Origin of the sequence: Nodosilinea sp. FACHB-131, from assembly GCF_014695395.1 — a bacterium.
GTDB lineage: Bacteria > Cyanobacteriota > Cyanobacteriia > Phormidesmidales > Phormidesmidaceae > Nodosilinea.
Map to the genome: position 1 here is coordinate 739,634 of NZ_JACJOF010000027.1, position 15,813 is coordinate 755,446.

General features: G+C 59.0%; 13 protein-coding genes. 3 read left to right on the forward strand and 10 right to left on the reverse strand.

Annotated elements, in window-relative coordinates:
• Positions 1–28: 28 nt before the first annotated feature.
• Both H6F75_RS19690 and H6F75_RS19695 read right to left on the reverse strand, forming a co-directional pair.
• Positions 29–391: a DUF2237 domain-containing protein gene (locus H6F75_RS19690; RefSeq protein WP_190754108.1), complete on the reverse strand. Its 363-nt coding sequence runs from the start codon at positions 389–391 to the stop codon at positions 29–31.
• Positions 392–561: 170 nt separating this feature from the next.
• Positions 562–837 carry a YkvA family protein gene (locus tag H6F75_RS19695; RefSeq protein ID WP_190754206.1) on the reverse strand — a complete coding sequence of 92 codons (276 nt, stop codon included), beginning with the start codon at positions 835–837 and terminating at the stop codon, positions 562–564.
• Positions 838–1,063: 226 nt separating this feature from the next.
• Between H6F75_RS19695 and dusA the strand changes: the two genes are divergently transcribed.
• A complete protein-coding gene (gene dusA / locus H6F75_RS19700) occupies positions 1,064–2,074 on the forward strand; it encodes a tRNA dihydrouridine(20/20a) synthase DusA (RefSeq protein ID WP_190754109.1) in 1,011 nt (336 codons plus the stop codon).
• Here dusA and H6F75_RS19705 read toward each other — a convergent pair.
• A complete protein-coding gene (locus H6F75_RS19705) occupies positions 2,057–3,268 on the reverse strand; it encodes a PD40 domain-containing protein (RefSeq protein WP_190754110.1) in 1,212 nt (403 codons plus the stop codon). The two genes, dusA and H6F75_RS19705, sit on opposite strands and share 18 nt — an antisense overlap.
• 204 nt (positions 3,269–3,472) lie before the next feature.
• On the opposite strand from H6F75_RS19705, the gene H6F75_RS19710 reads away from it, so the two are divergent.
• A complete protein-coding gene (locus tag H6F75_RS19710; protein WP_190754111.1) occupies positions 3,473–4,351 on the forward strand; it encodes a hypothetical protein in 879 nt (292 codons plus the stop codon).
• Between the two features lie 9 nt (positions 4,352–4,360).
• Here H6F75_RS19710 and H6F75_RS19715 read toward each other — a convergent pair whose 3' ends face one another.
• Positions 4,361–5,440 carry a glycosyl transferase gene (locus H6F75_RS19715; protein ID WP_190754112.1) on the reverse strand — a complete coding sequence of 360 codons (1,080 nt, stop codon included), beginning with the start codon at positions 5,438–5,440 and terminating at the stop codon, positions 4,361–4,363.
• 70 nt (positions 5,441–5,510) lie between these two features.
• Positions 5,511–7,397 (reverse strand): ATP-dependent zinc metalloprotease FtsH2, encoded by a 1,887-nt coding sequence (ftsH2, locus tag H6F75_RS19720; protein ID WP_190754113.1) that lies wholly within the window; start codon positions 7,395–7,397, stop codon positions 5,511–5,513.
• Between the two features lie 317 nt (positions 7,398–7,714).
• On the opposite strand from ftsH2, the gene H6F75_RS19725 reads away from it, so the two are divergent.
• Positions 7,715–8,917: an MFS transporter gene (locus H6F75_RS19725; RefSeq protein WP_190754114.1), complete on the forward strand. Its 1,203-nt coding sequence runs from the start codon at positions 7,715–7,717 to the stop codon at positions 8,915–8,917.
• Here the strand turns inward: H6F75_RS19725 and gltX are convergent.
• From gltX to H6F75_RS19750, 5 genes are all read right to left on the reverse strand, one after another.
• The gene (gltX, locus tag H6F75_RS19730; protein ID WP_190754115.1) at positions 8,891–10,330 is read right to left on the reverse strand and encodes a glutamate--tRNA ligase; all 1,440 of its coding nucleotides are present in this window, start codon (positions 10,328–10,330) and stop codon (positions 8,891–8,893) included. The genes H6F75_RS19725 and gltX overlap by 27 nt on opposite strands.
• 382 nt (positions 10,331–10,712) lie before the next feature.
• Entirely contained in the window at positions 10,713–12,491 is a 1,779-nt protein-coding gene (locus H6F75_RS19735; protein WP_190754116.1) for an N-acetylmuramoyl-L-alanine amidase, read from the reverse strand.
• 70 nt (positions 12,492–12,561) lie between these two features.
• Positions 12,562–13,905, reverse strand: a complete 1,344-nt coding sequence (locus H6F75_RS19740) for an LCP family protein (RefSeq protein ID WP_190754117.1) — start codon at positions 13,903–13,905, stop codon at positions 12,562–12,564.
• A gap of 305 nt (positions 13,906–14,210) precedes the next feature.
• The gene (locus H6F75_RS19745) at positions 14,211–14,570 is read right to left on the reverse strand and encodes a hypothetical protein (RefSeq protein ID WP_190754118.1); all 360 of its coding nucleotides are present in this window, start codon (positions 14,568–14,570) and stop codon (positions 14,211–14,213) included.
• Positions 14,571–14,799: 229 nt separating this feature from the next.
• Positions 14,800–15,801, reverse strand: coding sequence for a class I SAM-dependent methyltransferase (locus H6F75_RS19750; protein WP_190754119.1), 1,002 nt, complete (start codon positions 15,799–15,801; stop codon positions 14,800–14,802).
• Between the last annotated feature and the right edge of the window lie 12 nt (positions 15,802–15,813).

The following is a 15,813-nucleotide window of genomic DNA, read 5'->3' on the forward strand; positions in this document are numbered from 1 at the left end:
ACTGAGGATTGGGTGCCTGATTAGTTCATCAGAGGGCGTAGCTTTTCAGGTCAACCAAAGAAACGTGCTCAACGGCACTCGCGTGGGTGGCGTCTAGGATTACTGGGGGTGCGACCCCAGCCTCTAGGGCTTCTTGCCAGCGAGGGGCGCATAGGCACCAGTGATCGCCCGGCTTGAGTCCCGGAAATTGAAAAGCGGGCACTGGTGTTGAGAGATCGTTGCCCTGGGCCTTGGTGAAAGCCAAAAACTCGGGTGTCATCTGGGCGCACACCACGTGAACTCCCATGTCGCCGGCGCCGGTGTTGCAGCAGCCATCACGATAGAAGCCGGTCATGGGTGAGGTGCAGCAGGGGGCAAGGGGAGTCCCCAAGACGTTGGTGGCGTTGGTCATGGAAGTTTATAACCTAAAGGGTTGTTAGGCAGGTCGCCATTCGCTTTCAATTTACCGCAAGACCTCAAAACCCGCCCTGACGAAACTCCAAAAAAAGAGATGCCACTAGCGACATCTCGGGGAGATAGGTTTGAGGGTAAAGAATCTGGCAGGGGCTGACCTAACTCAGCCTACGCATCGATGGTGGTAATGGGTTCATCGGCTGCGCTAGTACCAGACTGCTTGCGCTTGTTGAGGTGCTCTAGCGCAAGTTGAGACAATTCAGTGACAAGCAGGGTGGCCAGCAAACCGTCGTCAACCCAGCCAATTATTGGCAAAAAGTCAGGGGCAATATCAATGGGAGAAACCAAATAAATTAGGGTTCCTGCAACCAGGAGCCAGCGATATTTGGTATTGCGCAGCGTTGCTTTATACCAGTTATAAAAAGAGCCGATCGCATTGTTCATTGAGCCATTCACCTGAACGTGATGTTTAAATGGTGTCAAAAAAACAGGCGATGCTCTAGTGTAGAAAACTGATCTAAAGCGGTGGAGAACCGTCCCTCAAAATTTCTTGGCTCTAGCCGAAGCCAACTTTGGGCACCCAGAGTCAGAGTGCTAGACTACGGGGACAACAATGACAGAAATGCGCGGTTTTATGACCGTAGAGACGAGACCGACGAACCCAACCGGAATGGCGACAGCAATTGAGGTGCCCCTCAGCATTGCGCCGATGATGGATCGCACCGATCGCCATTATCGCTATTTCATGCGGCAGACCACTCGGCACACTCTGCTTTATACCGAGATGGTGACGGCCCAAGCAATTTTGCACGGCGATCGCGACCATCTGCTGGGTTTTACCCCCAGTGAGTCGCCGCTGGTGCTGCAAGTGGGGGGAGACGACCCGCAGATGCTGGCAATCTCGGCCCGCGCTGCTGCCGACTTTGGCTACGATGCCATCAATTTAAATGTGGGTTGCCCCAGCGATCGCGTCCGCAGCGGCAACTTTGGGGCCTGCCTGATGGCTCAGCCTGAGCGAGTCGCCGAGGGTGTTGCAGCCATGATGGCCGCCAGTCCGCTGCCCGTCAGCGTCAAACACCGGATTGGGATCGACGATCGCGATCGCTATGAAGACATGGCCACTTTCGTGGATACCGTGGCCCAGACCGGCTGCCGCCACTTTACCGTCCACGCCCGCAAGGCCTGGCTTCAGGGGCTCAGCCCCAAAGACAACCGCACGGTGCCGCCCCTGCGCTACGGCGACGTGCACCGCCTCAAACAAGACTTTCCCCACCTGTGGATTGAGATCAATGGCGGTTTGACCAGTCTTGACCAGGTGACAGAACAGCTTGCTCAGGTTAACGGGGTCATGGTTGGCCGGGCTGCCTACGATAATCCCTACCTCTTTAGCCAAGTCGATCGGGGCTTTTTTGCCGCCCGTGAGGCTCCCCTCAGCCGCCAGCAGGTAGCCGAAGCGATGCTGCCCTACATTGACCACTGGGTGCGCCAGGGGCTGAAGCTCAACAAAATTACTCGCCACCTGCTGATGCTGTTTGCGGGTCAGCCCGGCAGCCGCCTGTGGAAGCAAACGCTAACTGAGGAGTCGTCTAAACCTGGGGCCGGGGTCGAGGTTGTCCGGCAAGCTTTGACGGCGGTGCAGCGACAGAGCGAGATCCAGGCTCAGCTAGGGAGTCTCGTTTAGGCCTTGGGTATTGGTTTCGAGCGGCGTGGGCACCCAGGCGAAGGGATAAACGTATTCGTCAAGGGCGGTTAGGGGAGACAGTGCTGTGCCATCGGGGTGAACGCGGTGCAGCACCTGGGTACCTAGCGGGTCGTCTGGCGGGGTGGCCGTGAAAGCAATCCAGTTGCCATCGGGAGACCACTGGCTATCGAGGATGTTTTGCAGGGGCTGACTGGTCAAAGCCGTAAATTCTTGGCTGACTAGATCCATACGAAACAGGGTTTGCCGACCGGCTTGAGCCCCTGAAGCGAAGACGAGCTGCTGACCGTTGGGAGCCCAGCTGAGGGCGTCGTAGAACCCAGGCCGCGTAAGGGACTGGGTTTCTCCAGTGTTGACGTTGACTAGAGCAATGATTTCTTGGTTGCTGAGGGGTGGGTTGTGGGGCCGATAGTGGGCGATGTAGCGACCGTCAGGGGACCACAGCACAGTGCTGCGGTAAATTTGGAAGTTGGCTTCGGGCGTCAGCACGCGGCGATCGCCCCCGTCAGCCCTCACTACATTGAGCCGCTGAAAGGGATAGTTGCCCTCGTAAAAGGCCAGCTGAGTGCCATCGGGGGACCAGGCCAAAGGACTTCCGGCAGCACCGTAGATGCCGGGGGTTTGGGTAATGCGACGAGGGCGGCTGCCGTCCAGCCCGGCTACGAAAATATGCTGGCCGGTCACATAGGCAATCTGGCTGCCGTCGGGCGCTAAGAAAACGTCTGACTCTGGACTGTCGGGCAAAGAATTAAAGGCTGTCACCTCTCCGGTGGGGCGACTGAGGAAGAGATCTAGTTCAGCGGGGGCACCGGTCGTGGGGGCGGGGCAGCGCTGCTTAATGACCAGGGTTTCGCCATCGAGCTGCCAGGCCAAATCAATGGTGGGCGGCCGTTGACAGTCGCTGGAAAACACCAGTTTGGGAGAGTTCGTACCCGGCTCAACCCGATAGACTTCGCCGTAGTTTTGGACAATGGCCAGCCGCTCGCCGCTGCGAGACCAGGATAGGGTGTTGAAGGGACGATCGCCCTCGGGTAGCAGGGCTTCGCGATCGCCGCTGTCGGGCTCTAGGCGAAACAACCCATTGGGGGTCGCAAAGGACAAATCTGCCGCTGGCGTTGCTGTGATGGCAAACGCCACAATTGCGGTGGTGAATACGGCAACAGAAGGTTGAATCACGGTTTCACATCCTTGAGCGTTCCCTTCGTCATCATAGCTATGGGCTGGGGAGCTTGGAACCAGATTTTAGAATCGCACCGGGCAATCGCCCCGATCATCGGTTAGTTTCTAAGATGCCAGAGGCATTAGTTGGGTTATTGGCCCCACCACCATCAGACAGGATGGGCGGGTGCTGATGCCGGTGCTGTATCTATTCGTCAGCTCATGAACGTCATCAGCCTGTTTTTTATTTTTTTAATTCTCTCCTCTCTTCAACCTGCCATTCAGCGGCGGCTGGTCGAGTCGCGACGGGTCAATGCCATTCGTAATTTGGAGCAGCAGCGCGGCAGCCGAGTGATTTTGTTGATTCACCGTCAAGAGTCGATCAGCCTGCTGGGCATTCCCATTTCGCGGTTTATCAATATCGAGGACTCAGAGCAAATTTTGCGGGCCATTCGCCTCACCCCCGCCAACGTGCCTATCGACTTAATTTTGCATACTCCGGGGGGACTGGTGCTGGCTACTGAGCAAATTGCCCGGGCGTTGATTCGCCACGGGGCTAAGGTAACGGTGTTTATTCCCCACTACGCCATGAGTGGCGGCACGATGCTGGCCATGGCGGCCGACGAAATTGTCATGGATGAAAATGCGGTGTTGGGGCCGGTGGATCCTCAGTTGGGCAATGTGGCGGCCGCCAGCATTCTCACGGTGCTAGAGGCGAAACCACCCGAGAAAGTGGACGATCAAACTCTGGTGACGGCCGATCTAGCCCGTAAGGCAATTAACCAGGTGCAGCAATTTGTGCGCGCTCTTCTAGAAGACTCAAACCCTCGACAGAAAGTTGACCCGGCCAACATTGACAAAATTATCGATCGCCTCACCACCGGCCAGGTTACCCACGACTACCCGATCGCAGTGGAAGAGGCGACCGACATGGGGCTGCCCGTGACTGTGGGCTTACCCCTGGAGATCTACAGCCTGATGGATCTCTATCCTCAGCCGATGATGGGTCGACCGACGGTGCAGTACATTCCGCTGCCGTATCAGAGTCCGCCGTCACTGCCGACTGGGCAAGGGCGAGCCCAGTCGGCAGTAGTTGATTGAGTGCCGGACTTATCGACTGAGGTAATCGACAATAGCTTTGGCGATCTGATGATTGCCGTCTTTGGCGATGGATTTGGTAGTGCGGGGTGGGTCGAGGGGCTGGGTCAAAAATGCCCAGTCGCCCTCAAAAAATTCCGCAGGGGTGAGGACTCGGTGCCAGCTGTAGTCTTGCAGGCCTTTGACAAGCACTGGGCCTTCTGCAAAGTCTTCCCGGGTGATAGTAATAATGGGCAGATCTAGGCGGCAGGCTTCGGAGAAGGTGCTGAACCCTGGCTTTGAGACTATTCGGCTGCACAGAGGCATGACATCCACTGGGCGGTAACCCTGCCTGGGCACCTTAAACAGATTGGGCAAGGCGGGGGCGTCTTGCTCAAAGGTGAGAAACTGCCAGTCGGGGAACTGGGTGAGGCGATCGTAGGGAATAGCCTGGAGGCTTAACCCGCCGAAGGTCAGTAGAACTGTGCATTCTTTAGGGTGAGACAGATTCCACTGCGCCCTTAACGCTTCAGCCTCATAGCGCGGGGTTCCTCCGGTTAGTCCGGTATCTTCTACCCGGGGGAAGGCGGCCATCGGTTCGTGGAAGGGTAGGCGAAAGAGGCGATCGCACTCGCCAAAACAGTCCCCAATCCAGCGGGCGATCGGCTCAAACTCTGGGCCAAAGCCTCTATAGATAAAATCCCAGCCAAAGTTGCTAACCATCCAGCAGGGAATGTCGGCGGCGTGGGCGATCGCCGTAGCCAGCGGTGGAATATCGGCCAGCACCAGATTGACCCCGCGCTGCTTGAGGTAGGCGGCCTCTGCGGCCACGGTTGACCGCTGATGAGCCTGGATATCCTGAAGCTTAGCCAGCGTGGCTGGCAAATTCATGGTGAGACTATCGGGCTGAATCACGCCAATATCAAAGGCCACCGGACGATATTCATAGGGCATTGGCAGATATTCGTCGAGCAGCCATTGGGGAGCGGTGGTGGCCAGTACCAAATCCACCTCGGGCTGTAGCGCTTTGACCGCAGCCGCAACAGCGGCGGCCCGAGTGGCATGGCCAAAGCCGTGATTAGTAATCGCCACGTAAAGCACAGGGCGGGGCATAGACAATTCCTTTCCAACTAAAAAGGCTCGTCCCTAGGGACGAGCCTCAATCATCTCAACAGCTTAGACCCTAGAGCTGGGGCACAAACTGCTGTTTGTCGGGCACCACCGTGTACTCAGAGACAATCTGACGCAGCTCTTCGCCGTCGATGGTTTCACGCTCGACCAGCAGATCGACGAGGCGATCGATCAGGGCGCGGTGGTCTTGCATAATGCGCTTGGCGTTGGTGTAGCAGTGGTCAACGATAGTACGCACCTGGCCGTCAATGCGAGACGACACTTCTTCAGAATATTCTGAGCGAGAGAGCCAGTCGCGACCGAGGAACACCTCACCTTGGGAGCTTTCGAGGGACAGCGGCCCCAGGTCAGACATGCCAAAGCGAGTGACCATTTGCCGAGCCATGTTGCTCACCTGCTGGAGATCGTTGCCGGCCCCGGTGGTGACTTCAGCATCGCCAAAAATCACGTCCTCAGCGGCGCGACCGCCCAGTGCCCCGGTAATGCGAGCCAGGATCTGAGCCCGAGAGATCAGCATCTGCTCTTCGCTGGGGGTAAACCAGGTGAGACCCTGAGCCTGACCACGGGGAATCAGAGTGACTTTTTGCACGGGGTCGTGGTCTTTGACCAGGGTGCCGACGATCGCATGGCCAATCTCGTGGTAGGCAATCAGCCGCTTGCTCTTGCTGTCGACTAGGGGGGTGCCCTCCATACCGGCGATGACGCGGTCGACGGCATCATCGACCTCGGCCATGGTCATGCCATCTTTGCGGCGGCGAGCAGTGAGAATAGCAGCCTCGTTGAGCAGGTTAGCCAGGTCAGCCCCGGTAAAGCCGGGAGTGCGACGGGCGATCGTCTCTAGAGAAATGTCTTCGGCCAGCTTCTTGTTGCGGGCGTGGACTTCGAGGATTTCAATTCGGCCTTTGATGTCGGGCGGATCGACCATCACCTGACGGTCAAAGCGGCCGGGGCGCAGCAGCGCTGAGTCGAGCACGTCTGCCCGGTTGGTGGCGGCGATGATGATGATGCCGGTATTGCCCTCAAAACCATCCATCTCGGTGAGCAGCTGGTTGAGGGTTTGCTCACGCTCGTCGTTGCCGCCGCCGATGCCTGCACCCCGCTGCCGACCGACAGCGTCAATCTCATCGATAAAGATGATGCAGGGGGCGTTTTCTTTGGCCTTTTTGAACAGGTCGCGCACGCGAGAAGCGCCGACGCCGACGAACATTTCGACAAACTCAGAACCGGAGATGCTAAAGAAGGGTACGCCGGCTTCACCTGCGATCGCCTTGGCTAGCAGGGTTTTACCGGTACCGGGAGGGCCCACCAGCAGCACACCCTTAGGAATGCGCGCCCCAATGGCGGTAAAGCGCTCGGGCTTCTTCAGGAAGGTAACAACTTCTTCGAGTTCTTCCTTGGCTTCGTCGATACCGGCCACGTCGTCGAACATGACGCCGGTCTTGGCCTCCATCATGAAGCGGGCCTTAGACTTACCAAAGCTCATCGCCTGACCCGGACCACCCATGGCGCCGTTGGAGCGGCGGAACAAAAAGAACAGACCGCCAATCAGCAGCAGCGGAAACAGCAGGTTGCCCAGGGCACCCACCAGAGCGCCATCGTTGCGCGGGGGGTGAGAGTCGAGGCTAATGTTGGCACCGCGCAAACGGCTCACCAGATCGGGAGAGTTGCCCGGCAGGTCAACCCGCCAGCGCATGACGCGGTTGTCTAGATCGGGGTCAACGGCTTCGACAATGGCGGTTCTACCACCGTCGTAGAGGTCTACGGCTGTTACCCGCCCGGCATCAAGATAGTCGAGAAAGCGACCATAGGTGAGGCGGGTGTTGGCCGCGTTGCGACCCATATCGGCCGGAGCCGACGAAAATGCTCCTTGCCACAAGAAAAACCCAATTACCAGCAGGGGCAGGGTCCACAGTAAGGCTACTCGCCACGAAAATTTCATACCTATGGCCTCTATTGACTAACGTGCTCAGTGTTAACGGATGTTCAGTTAACGGATGGTGACCGAGTTTGGCCCTACGTCTATCATGCCTGGTAACAGGGTGTTGCCGGGGGCGGAATCTCGAGTCGGGAAAAGAAATATGAGATAAATCTTTACTTAATGTAACGTAAGCCACGGGACTCGGGCAAATCCCCGCTCAAATTGATTGTCCCAGGGCCACTAACCTTAAGGTGCGTAGCGTTAGCTAGACTTCTCCTCTATCGTTACTTTAACTGGTTATTGAGTTGAGAAATGTTTGACGGCCGAGGAGCCCTGCGATGAAACCCCGTCATCCCGAGACGTTGGGGGTGAAAGCTACCCTGCTGCTAGTCAGCACCCTAACGGTTATGGCAGGAGCTACGATCGCCCCCTCCCTGCCCGCGATGCGATCGCACTTTGCCGCGGTGCCCAACGCCGACTATTGGGTGAGGTTGGTACTGACGGTGCCAGCCCTGTTTATCGCTCTGGGTGCCCCGATCGCAGGCACAATTATCGATCGCTTTGGCCGCAAGCGCTGGCTGGCGCTGTCGGTGTTTGCCTACGGTTTGGCGGGCAGTTCGGGCTTTTTTCTAAACGATATCGGATGGATTTTGGTCGGGCGGCTGGTGCTGGGCCTGAGCGTGGCGGGCATTATGACCACCGCTACCACCCTGGTTGCCGATTATTACCTGGGAGCCGCTCGCGCCCAGTTTTTGGGGGTGCAGGCTGCATTTATGGCGCTGGGCGGCGTGCTGTTTCTCACCCTGGGTGGCTACCTGGCCGATATTAGCTGGCGGTTTCCGTTCTTGATCTATGCGACAGCCTGGCTGATGCTGCCGCTAGTGCTGCTGGTGCTGCCTGAACCGGTGCGGGTCAGCCGCGCTGAGGCGGAGGCCCTGGCTGCGGTCAACCCTGAACCGGTCCCGTGGGTGTTGCTGCTCACGACCTTTGCGATCGCCCTGCTGACCCAAATCGTGTTTTACATGATTCCGGTGCAGCTGCCGTTCTATCTACAGCAGCTAAGTGGGGCCAATGGGTCGCAGAGCGGACTCGCGATCGCCCTGTCCACCCTAGCCGCGGCCAGCAGTTCGCTCAGCTACCAAAAACTCAAGGCGCGGTTCACGTTTACCGCTATCTACGCCCTGGCCTTTGGGCTAATAGGGGTGGGCTACCTGTTGATCAGCCAGGCGTCGAGCTATGGGGGAGTGCTGGTGGGGCTGGCGATCGCGGGCCTCGGCCTCGGCCTCTTTACCCCCAATATGACCGTTTGCCTCACGTCGTCGACCCCAGCGGCCCTGCGAGGACGGATTTTGGGCGGTCTCACCACCAGTTTTTTCTTTGGTCAGTTTATATCGCCGCTGGTGAGCCAACCCCTCAGCCAGCAGCTGGGTTTAGCCGCCACCTATGGTCTGGCCGGGGGCCTCATGCTGCTGCTGGGAGCCATTACCTTGGGTGTAATAGCCCGCTGGCGAAGGCTAGCTCAGCGCGATCGCCCCCTGTAGACGAGGCACATCAAAGCCGCGCTGGCGCAGAATTAGCCAAGATTCCATCAGGTCTGGCCCCTGGAGTGCGCCCATCAGCGCCGCGCGCATCGACTTCATCACCAGCCCTTTTTTCACGCCCTGGGCCTTGGTGACTTCATCCACCAAAGCTTTCAGCTCGTCGATGGTGGCTGGGGATTTTTCGGTGAGCCCCGTCAGAATGCCCTCCAGTACAGGGGACACGCCGTCGAGTTGCACCTGGGCTTTAGCGTCGTCGGCAAACTCCACTGTTTCGGTAAAGAAAAAGCGGCTTTGCTCCACAACGTCTGTCAGTCGGGTGAGGCTAGGGCCGAGCATTGTCACTAGGGGTAATAGCCAGCCGTGATCCGCCTCTGCATCAACGGCATAAGCGTCTTGCAGGTAGGGCAGGGCTAGCTCCAGCAGAGCGTTCGGCTCCATCGCGTGGAGGTACTGGCTATTGAGCCAGTCGAGCTTATCCCAATCAAATTTAGCACCGGCTTTGTTGACGCGATCGAAGCTGAACTGTTTGGCGGCTTCGGCCAGGGTGAACTGTTCGGCGGCGTCGGGGGCTGACCAACCCAGCAGGGTCATGTAGTTGACCAGGGCCGGAGCCACAAAGCCCATTTTCTGGAAATCAGAAATGGAGGTGACGCCGTCGCGCTTAGAGAGCTTCTGCCCCGTTTGGTTGAGAATCAGCGGCGCGTGGGCAAAGGCGGGCACGGCAGCTTCGAGGGCTTCGTAGAGCAGAATTTGCTTGGCGGTGTTGGCGATGTGGTCTTCGCCGCGAATGACGTGGGTGATGGACATGTCGATGTCGTCAACCACTACGGCCAGGTTGTAGAGGGGCTGGCCAATGGTGGTGGCGGAGGAGGCGCGGGCGACGACCATGTCGCCGCCTAGGTCGCTGGCCTGCCAGGTGACGGGGCCGCGCACCATGTCGTTCCAGGTGATGGTGCGGCTATCGTCAATTTTGAAGCGAATCACGGCTGAGCGGCCCTCTGCCTCAAAGGCGGCCTGCTGGTCGGGGGTGAGATCGCGATGGCGGTTGTCGTAGCGGGGGGCATGGCCCCTGGCTTTTTGGGTTTCGCGCATAGCGTCTAGCTCGTCGGGAGTGTCGTAGGCGCGGTAGGCGAGGCCCTTATCGAGCAAGGTTTGAATGGCCTGGCGGTAGAGGTCGAGCCGCTGGGACTGAAAGAAGGGGCCTTCGTCCCACTCCATGCCGAGCCACTTGAGGCCGGCAAGAATGTTGTCGGTGAATTCTGGTTTGGATCGCTCTTCGTCGGTGTCTTCGATGCGGAGAATGAACTGGCCGCTTTCGTGGCGGGCAAATAGCCAGTTGAACACAGCGGTGCGGGCGGTACCAATGTGCAGAGTTCCCGTGGGGCTGGGGGCAAGGCGAACGCGGACGGTCATGGGGTTTCCTGCACTTTCGACAAATTCTTATTTTAGGGGGTGGGGCGATCGCATTGAGAATGGGATCCTAAACTTCGGCAATAGGTGAGGCGCGGCGCCCAATCTTTGGTAAAAGCCAAATCTACCGCTGGGGCCATTTCGCTGGCCCCAGACCCCCATCGAGAATGGCGTTCCGCCGCCCTTCACCCCACGGAAAGAATCGGTTGATCATAGGTTTAAACCCCTGTCCTGCAAATGGGCTTGTAAGCAAATCGATCCTGAGTTGCTCAGCTCTCTTGTCTTCTTCCCTATGCTCTCTCACCCCCCTAATCTCTTCACCTCATTACCCATCCACCCATCCACCCATCCACTCGCCCACCCATCCACTCGCCTACTCACCTACTCACTCCCCTGCCCCCGTTTGCTGCACCCAAAGCTCCACTCCCTCGGCCAGGGTTTCTGCTAGTTTTGCTTGCTCTTGCGGATCCGTCACCCACTCGAATTCATTGGGGTTGATCATGAAGCCTAGCTCTAGCAGTACGGAGGGGGCGACGTGGGGGCGGGTGAGGGCGAGGTTGTTCCAGAAGACGCCGTAGGAGGGGCGATCGAGTTCGGTTACCAGGTAGTCGTGGAGGAACTGAGCCAGGCTGTGAGCCTGGGTGTGGAACCAGAAGGCACCGATGCCGGCGGTGTTTTGGGCGTCGCCGCTGTCGGGGAGGGCGTTGTAGTGAATGCTGAGGGCTAGGGTGGGTTCGACTTGGGCGATCTGGGCGGGGCGATCGTTGACGCCAACGGTGCTATCGGCGGTGCGGGTCATAATCACCTGGGCTCCTCGGGCTTCTAGGGCGGCTTGTAGGAGTAGCGACACTGCCAGGTTGACGTCTTTTTCGGGGGTGCCGTTGGGGCCGCGTGAGCCCGGTTCGTCGCCACCGTGGCCGGGGTCGACCAGAATGGTGGTGCCTGCTAGGGGACGAGCCGCTTGAAGGTTGGGGGGCTGCTTGAGGGATAGTACGAGGGTTGTGCCTTCGTAGCGCAGCTTGTAGCCCCACTGCTGGTCGGTTTTGAAATGAATTCGGTACTCTACCTGGTCAGGCAGGACGGGATTCCAGTCTAAGCGTTCAACCAGCCCGTCGTCGGTGACGTAGATGGTGTCGGTTTGGGGCACGGTGTTGTGCAGGGTGAGGCTGAAGGTGTCTGTCCCTTGCTCAACGCTGACGGGTACGGGGACTTGCAGGGGAAAGTGAATTTCTGTCCAGCCTGGCACCTGGCGGGAGGTGACGCCGCGCACCAGCGATCGCACCACCGTTCCCCCTGCCACTGGCTGAGTCTCAGCGGCGCGAATCCAGCCGCCGTAGTCGAGGCGCAGCCAGTCGCCCTCGCGGCTCGTAACTCTGGCACGGGTGCCCTGGGGCAGGGGCGTGAGGCGGGAATAGTCGGTGCTGGGGCCGGTGCGGGCTACGCCAGCGGCAGCGGTGACTTCGATGACCTCGATCGCACTGGGATTCTGAATGCTGACGGCACCGGGGGCCGACGCGGTGATCGTGGAGCCACCCTGGGTGAGGCTGTAGGTCGGTTTGCCGAGGTGGCCTGGGGCTGTGGCCATGAAGCAGCTTTCGTAGCGGCTGGGGCCAGCGGTGGTAACAGCGATGGGCTGAGCCTGGTCGGTGAGGACGGCTGAGTTGGGGGGCAGATCGGCGCGATCGCCCTGGGGCAGCAGGGTATAGGTCTGCCCTGCCAGAGATGCCGTGACGGTAGCGTTGGCGGGGGCGATCGCCCCTAGACAGACCCAATCCCCCGGCTGACGAGCAACGTCTGCGGCGGGGACTAGGGAGCCGTCAGCAAAGCCTAGGGTCGCGGGTAGAGTTGGCCCGGCGACTACTCGCGTCACGGTGATGGCTAGAGTTTGATCGCCCTGGGTAAGGATAAAGGTGTTGGTGCCGAGATTGAGGGGGCGGGAAGGGGCAAAGTGCCCCGAGGCGCTGCGTCCGTCAATGGGTGCGCCATTGAGCAGCACGGGCTGGTCGGCGGCCCCAGTGCCAATGAAAAAGATCTGCTCTGCCGTGGTCTGATGGCCATCGGGAGGATAGACCACTTGGAGAGTGGTCTGGGCCTGAGCCAGGGTGGCCATGCCCACTGTGCTGAGACCGGCTAGCGCGGCTGCGCCCCAAACCCACTGCGCCATAGGTGTTCATCCGATGCGATCGCTACCCCGCCAGTCTACGTCCTAGGGGCATGGTCGCGATCGAGTGATTTTAAAGCGACTCACCCAAGCCCTGGTTCCAGTCTTGCCCCAGCTGAATGGTGATATCGGAGTTAAGGGCACCAGTGCTTTCCACCCGCACTTCGCCAATTCCCAAAAAGCGATGCACCATTTCAGCAGTCGCGCCATCGCCTCGCTGGGCCACAATGCGGCTAATAGGCAGGGGGTCGTTCAGGGTCTGGTCGACAAAAATATTGGAGTAGCCACTTTCACGCAGCGCCCGGGTCAGGGCTTGTACCGCTACTGGGTCGTTGGTGCTATCTTGAATGGCAACCCGCACCCGACTGGGGTCGCTGGTGGTAGCGACCCGCTGGGTGCCAAAACCGAAATACTGGTCAACCATGCCGTCGATGTCGTTGTAGCTGGGTAGCCAGTAGCTCGCTGTGAATTCTTGGGGGCTGCTGAAGCTGCCTGGCAGCATCAGCATTTGTACGTTAGAGCGATTGATTTGTGCTCCGTAGCCCACCAGGGCCAACAGCTCTTCTACTGACAGGTTGGTGTCGACGTTCTCCTGAATCACCGACAAAATTTTGGGTAGCCGGGCAATGGTTGCCGGATTGAGGGCCTGCTCAGCCAGGGCCCGCATAAACATCTGCTGGCGCTGAATGCGGCCGATATCGCCCTGGGAATCGTAGCGAAAGCGCAGGAACTGGAGCGCCTGATTGCCGTTGAGTTTTTGTTCTCCCGCCTTGAGATTAATGTAGAGGTGCTGGCTATCGTCCTGGTACTTCATGTCGGCGGGTACGTTGACTGTGACCCCGCCCAGGGCGTCAATGAGTTTTTCGACCCCCTGCACGTTGATGCGCACGTAGCGATCGACGGCCACGCCACCCAATAGATCGCTGACTGACTCGGCGGCTAGGGCGGGGCCGCCGTCGCGGTTGGCCTCGTTGAGCTTAGTCAGCCGACCGCGCACGTAGGTGCGGGTGTCGCGGGGCAGGGAAAGCACCACCATTTGCTCGGTTTGGGGATTAAACCGCAGCAGCAGCATCGAGTCTGAGAGACCGTCAAAGGAGTTGACTAGGGCGTGGTAGCCCACGTCTTCCAGTTCGGGCGGCACGCTCTCGACGTCCGTCGTCAACACCTTGACGCCTAGCACCAGAATATTCACCGGACGAGTCAGGCGAGGCAGCCGCAGGTTACCGCCTGACGCGATCGCGGCATCCTGGCTAAACACTCCAGATTCTTCGGCACTCAGATCTTGCTGCATGAGCGGTGCTGCCGACAGCGAAACTGCCAGCATTGCCCCGGCCACTCCCGATATGCCCGCCACTGAGGCCAGGGCAATGCCCACGCCGAGCATGCGTGGCATGCGTCGTCGCGGCTGAGTTGGCATTTTTTGTGGATGCCCCTGGGATGAACGAGCGTTGGGATGTTGGGGATGACGTTGAGACACCAGGGACCTCGGGGCAGTAAAAGTGAACGGGGTAGGAGATTACAGCCCCGTAGGGGGATGACTCTGCCAAATTTTTAGCTGCATGTTAACAGCAATTTAGTCAGCCGACCCACGTAATATGGCACGGACCCAACAAATTGGGTTAATTTTTTGTGGGACCATGGAAGGCCCTGAGGACAAGGTCTGGCGCTTTCTCGCAATCCAAAATTTGTGCTAGCAGGAAGGCTGAGTCGGCACCCATAATCCTAGGGCAGCCGCTTGCTCCATTGGCTGAACCCTGTCAGGTTGACCGATTTGCCCTGCAATAGACGCACCATCAGAACGAGGTTGGTCAGGGTATAGCCGGTGGTTACTAGGGTGTTGGAGATCAGTAGCCGCAGCGATAGCCCTGGTGCCAGATGGCTCCCGGCGCTGAGCATACCGTAGGTAATCACCCAGGTAAAGGCCAGGGTAATCACCAGCCGACTGACTGCTAGCTCTTGGCGGCTGCCCTGCTTTTGCCACAGGCTGTAAAGAGCGGGCACGACCCCGAAAATAGGCACTAGGTAGAGGCTCAATTTTAGGCGCTCGAGGGTTTCCCCTGAGGCGGGACTGGCTTTTTTCATAGGTACTGAGCCCTGGACAGAAGGGAGAAATTGTTGCAGGGTCTGTCCAGATTATGCCCCACGGGATCAGCACACGCGTACCTGCCCGATGAGAAAGCTGGAGCTTTACGGGGTTGCCAGAGTGGGTGGATATCAAGGCTGGGTCGCGATCGCATCAGCGGCCGCCCACTAGAGCCTTAAGTCAGCAGGGGCCGGTGTGATCGCTGGGTTCTTCCCAACCACTATTTCCCTAAATCGCTTGACCAATAAATGTCCGATGCCGTGGGCTGTTGAACGTCACGGTAGGCTGCTCAAACCCTGCCGCCTCAAAGGCCGCCGCCATATCCAGGCTGAAGTACTCATCTAAGTAGGGCTCAGTGCTTTTGAGTAGGGTGAAGACGAAGGGCGGCAGGTTTTGAATTGCCTCAGAACGGGGGTTCATATCCATAATTGCCAGGTGCCCGTTGGGGCGCAGCAACCGACGTGCCTCCTGCAGAATGGCCTTCGCCGCCGATTGCGGTAGCTCGTGGAAGACCAGGCAGATCGAAACCAGGTCATAGGCGGCAGGGGGTAGTCCGGTCGCTTCGCCAGCCGCGTGGTGCCACGTGATTGGAGTTGCAGTCGAGGAAACCTCTCCAGCTGCCTGCCGTTCCTGCTGCCGATACCGGGCCACGGCGAGAAAGTAAGGCGATAAATCTACTCCGGTTAGGTGCGCCTGGGGAAAGGTGGTCTGAAACGCTTCGGTGCTCATGCCGACCCCGCAGCCAATATCCACGATGGCCTCTGGTGCCTGGGGCAGTCGGGCAACCAGGACATCGTGGTAGCTCTGGCGGAGGCGATCGTCGCCAGCAGCCCCGGCCTCGGGCCAAATTTTGGCATGCACTGCCTGGGCCGCTACCTCAACCTCCATGGCGGGTTGCCAGCCCAGGTTGCCTTCGTCGTAGGCGTGAAAGCTGGTGGTGTAGTAGTCGGGGTAGACAAGGTGAGGATTTTGCACCGCTTCTAGATCGGTCTGCCAGAGGGGCGACAGGTCCCCGGTTTCAGCCGTGGATAGCCCAGCCTCGGGGTGACCAACCCTTGTGCGACGGCCCTGCAAGGCCTCAACCCGCTCCCGCCAGGGCACACCGATGGTTTCGGCCCGCGTCACCATCATGTGGCGGGCGCGCCCCTTGGCAAAGTTCCACAGGGGCTTAATGGCGAGCACCTGATTGACCACGCTAGACAGCAGGTTGGGAGAGAAGGTAGCGGTCATACCGACACCAAA

Coding starts and splice junctions, on each gene's coding strand:
- H6F75_RS19695 (WP_190754206.1), bottom strand. CDS start 837: ATGAACAATGCGATCGGCTCTTTTTATAACTGGTATAAAGCAACGCTG.
- H6F75_RS19690 (WP_190754108.1), bottom strand. CDS start 391: ATGACCAACGCCACCAACGTCTTGGGGACTCCCCTTGCCCCCTGCTGC.
- dusA (WP_190754109.1), top strand. CDS start 1,064: ATGGCGACAGCAATTGAGGTGCCCCTCAGCATTGCGCCGATGATGGAT.
- H6F75_RS19745 (WP_190754118.1), bottom strand. CDS start 14,570: ATGAAAAAAGCCAGTCCCGCCTCAGGGGAAACCCTCGAGCGCCTAAAA.
- H6F75_RS19715 (WP_190754112.1), bottom strand. CDS start 5,440: ATGCCCCGCCCTGTGCTTTACGTGGCGATTACTAATCACGGCTTTGGC.
- gltX (WP_190754115.1), bottom strand. CDS start 10,330: ATGACCGTCCGCGTTCGCCTTGCCCCCAGCCCCACGGGAACTCTGCAC.
- ftsH2 (WP_190754113.1), bottom strand. CDS start 7,397: ATGAAATTTTCGTGGCGAGTAGCCTTACTGTGGACCCTGCCCCTGCTG.
- H6F75_RS19735 (WP_190754116.1), bottom strand. CDS start 12,491: ATGGCGCAGTGGGTTTGGGGCGCAGCCGCGCTAGCCGGTCTCAGCACA.
- H6F75_RS19725 (WP_190754114.1), top strand. CDS start 7,715: ATGAAACCCCGTCATCCCGAGACGTTGGGGGTGAAAGCTACCCTGCTG.
- H6F75_RS19710 (WP_190754111.1), top strand. CDS start 3,473: ATGAACGTCATCAGCCTGTTTTTTATTTTTTTAATTCTCTCCTCTCTT.
- H6F75_RS19750 (WP_190754119.1), bottom strand. CDS start 15,801: ATGACCGCTACCTTCTCTCCCAACCTGCTGTCTAGCGTGGTCAATCAG.
- H6F75_RS19740 (WP_190754117.1), bottom strand. CDS start 13,905: ATGCCAACTCAGCCGCGACGACGCATGCCACGCATGCTCGGCGTGGGC.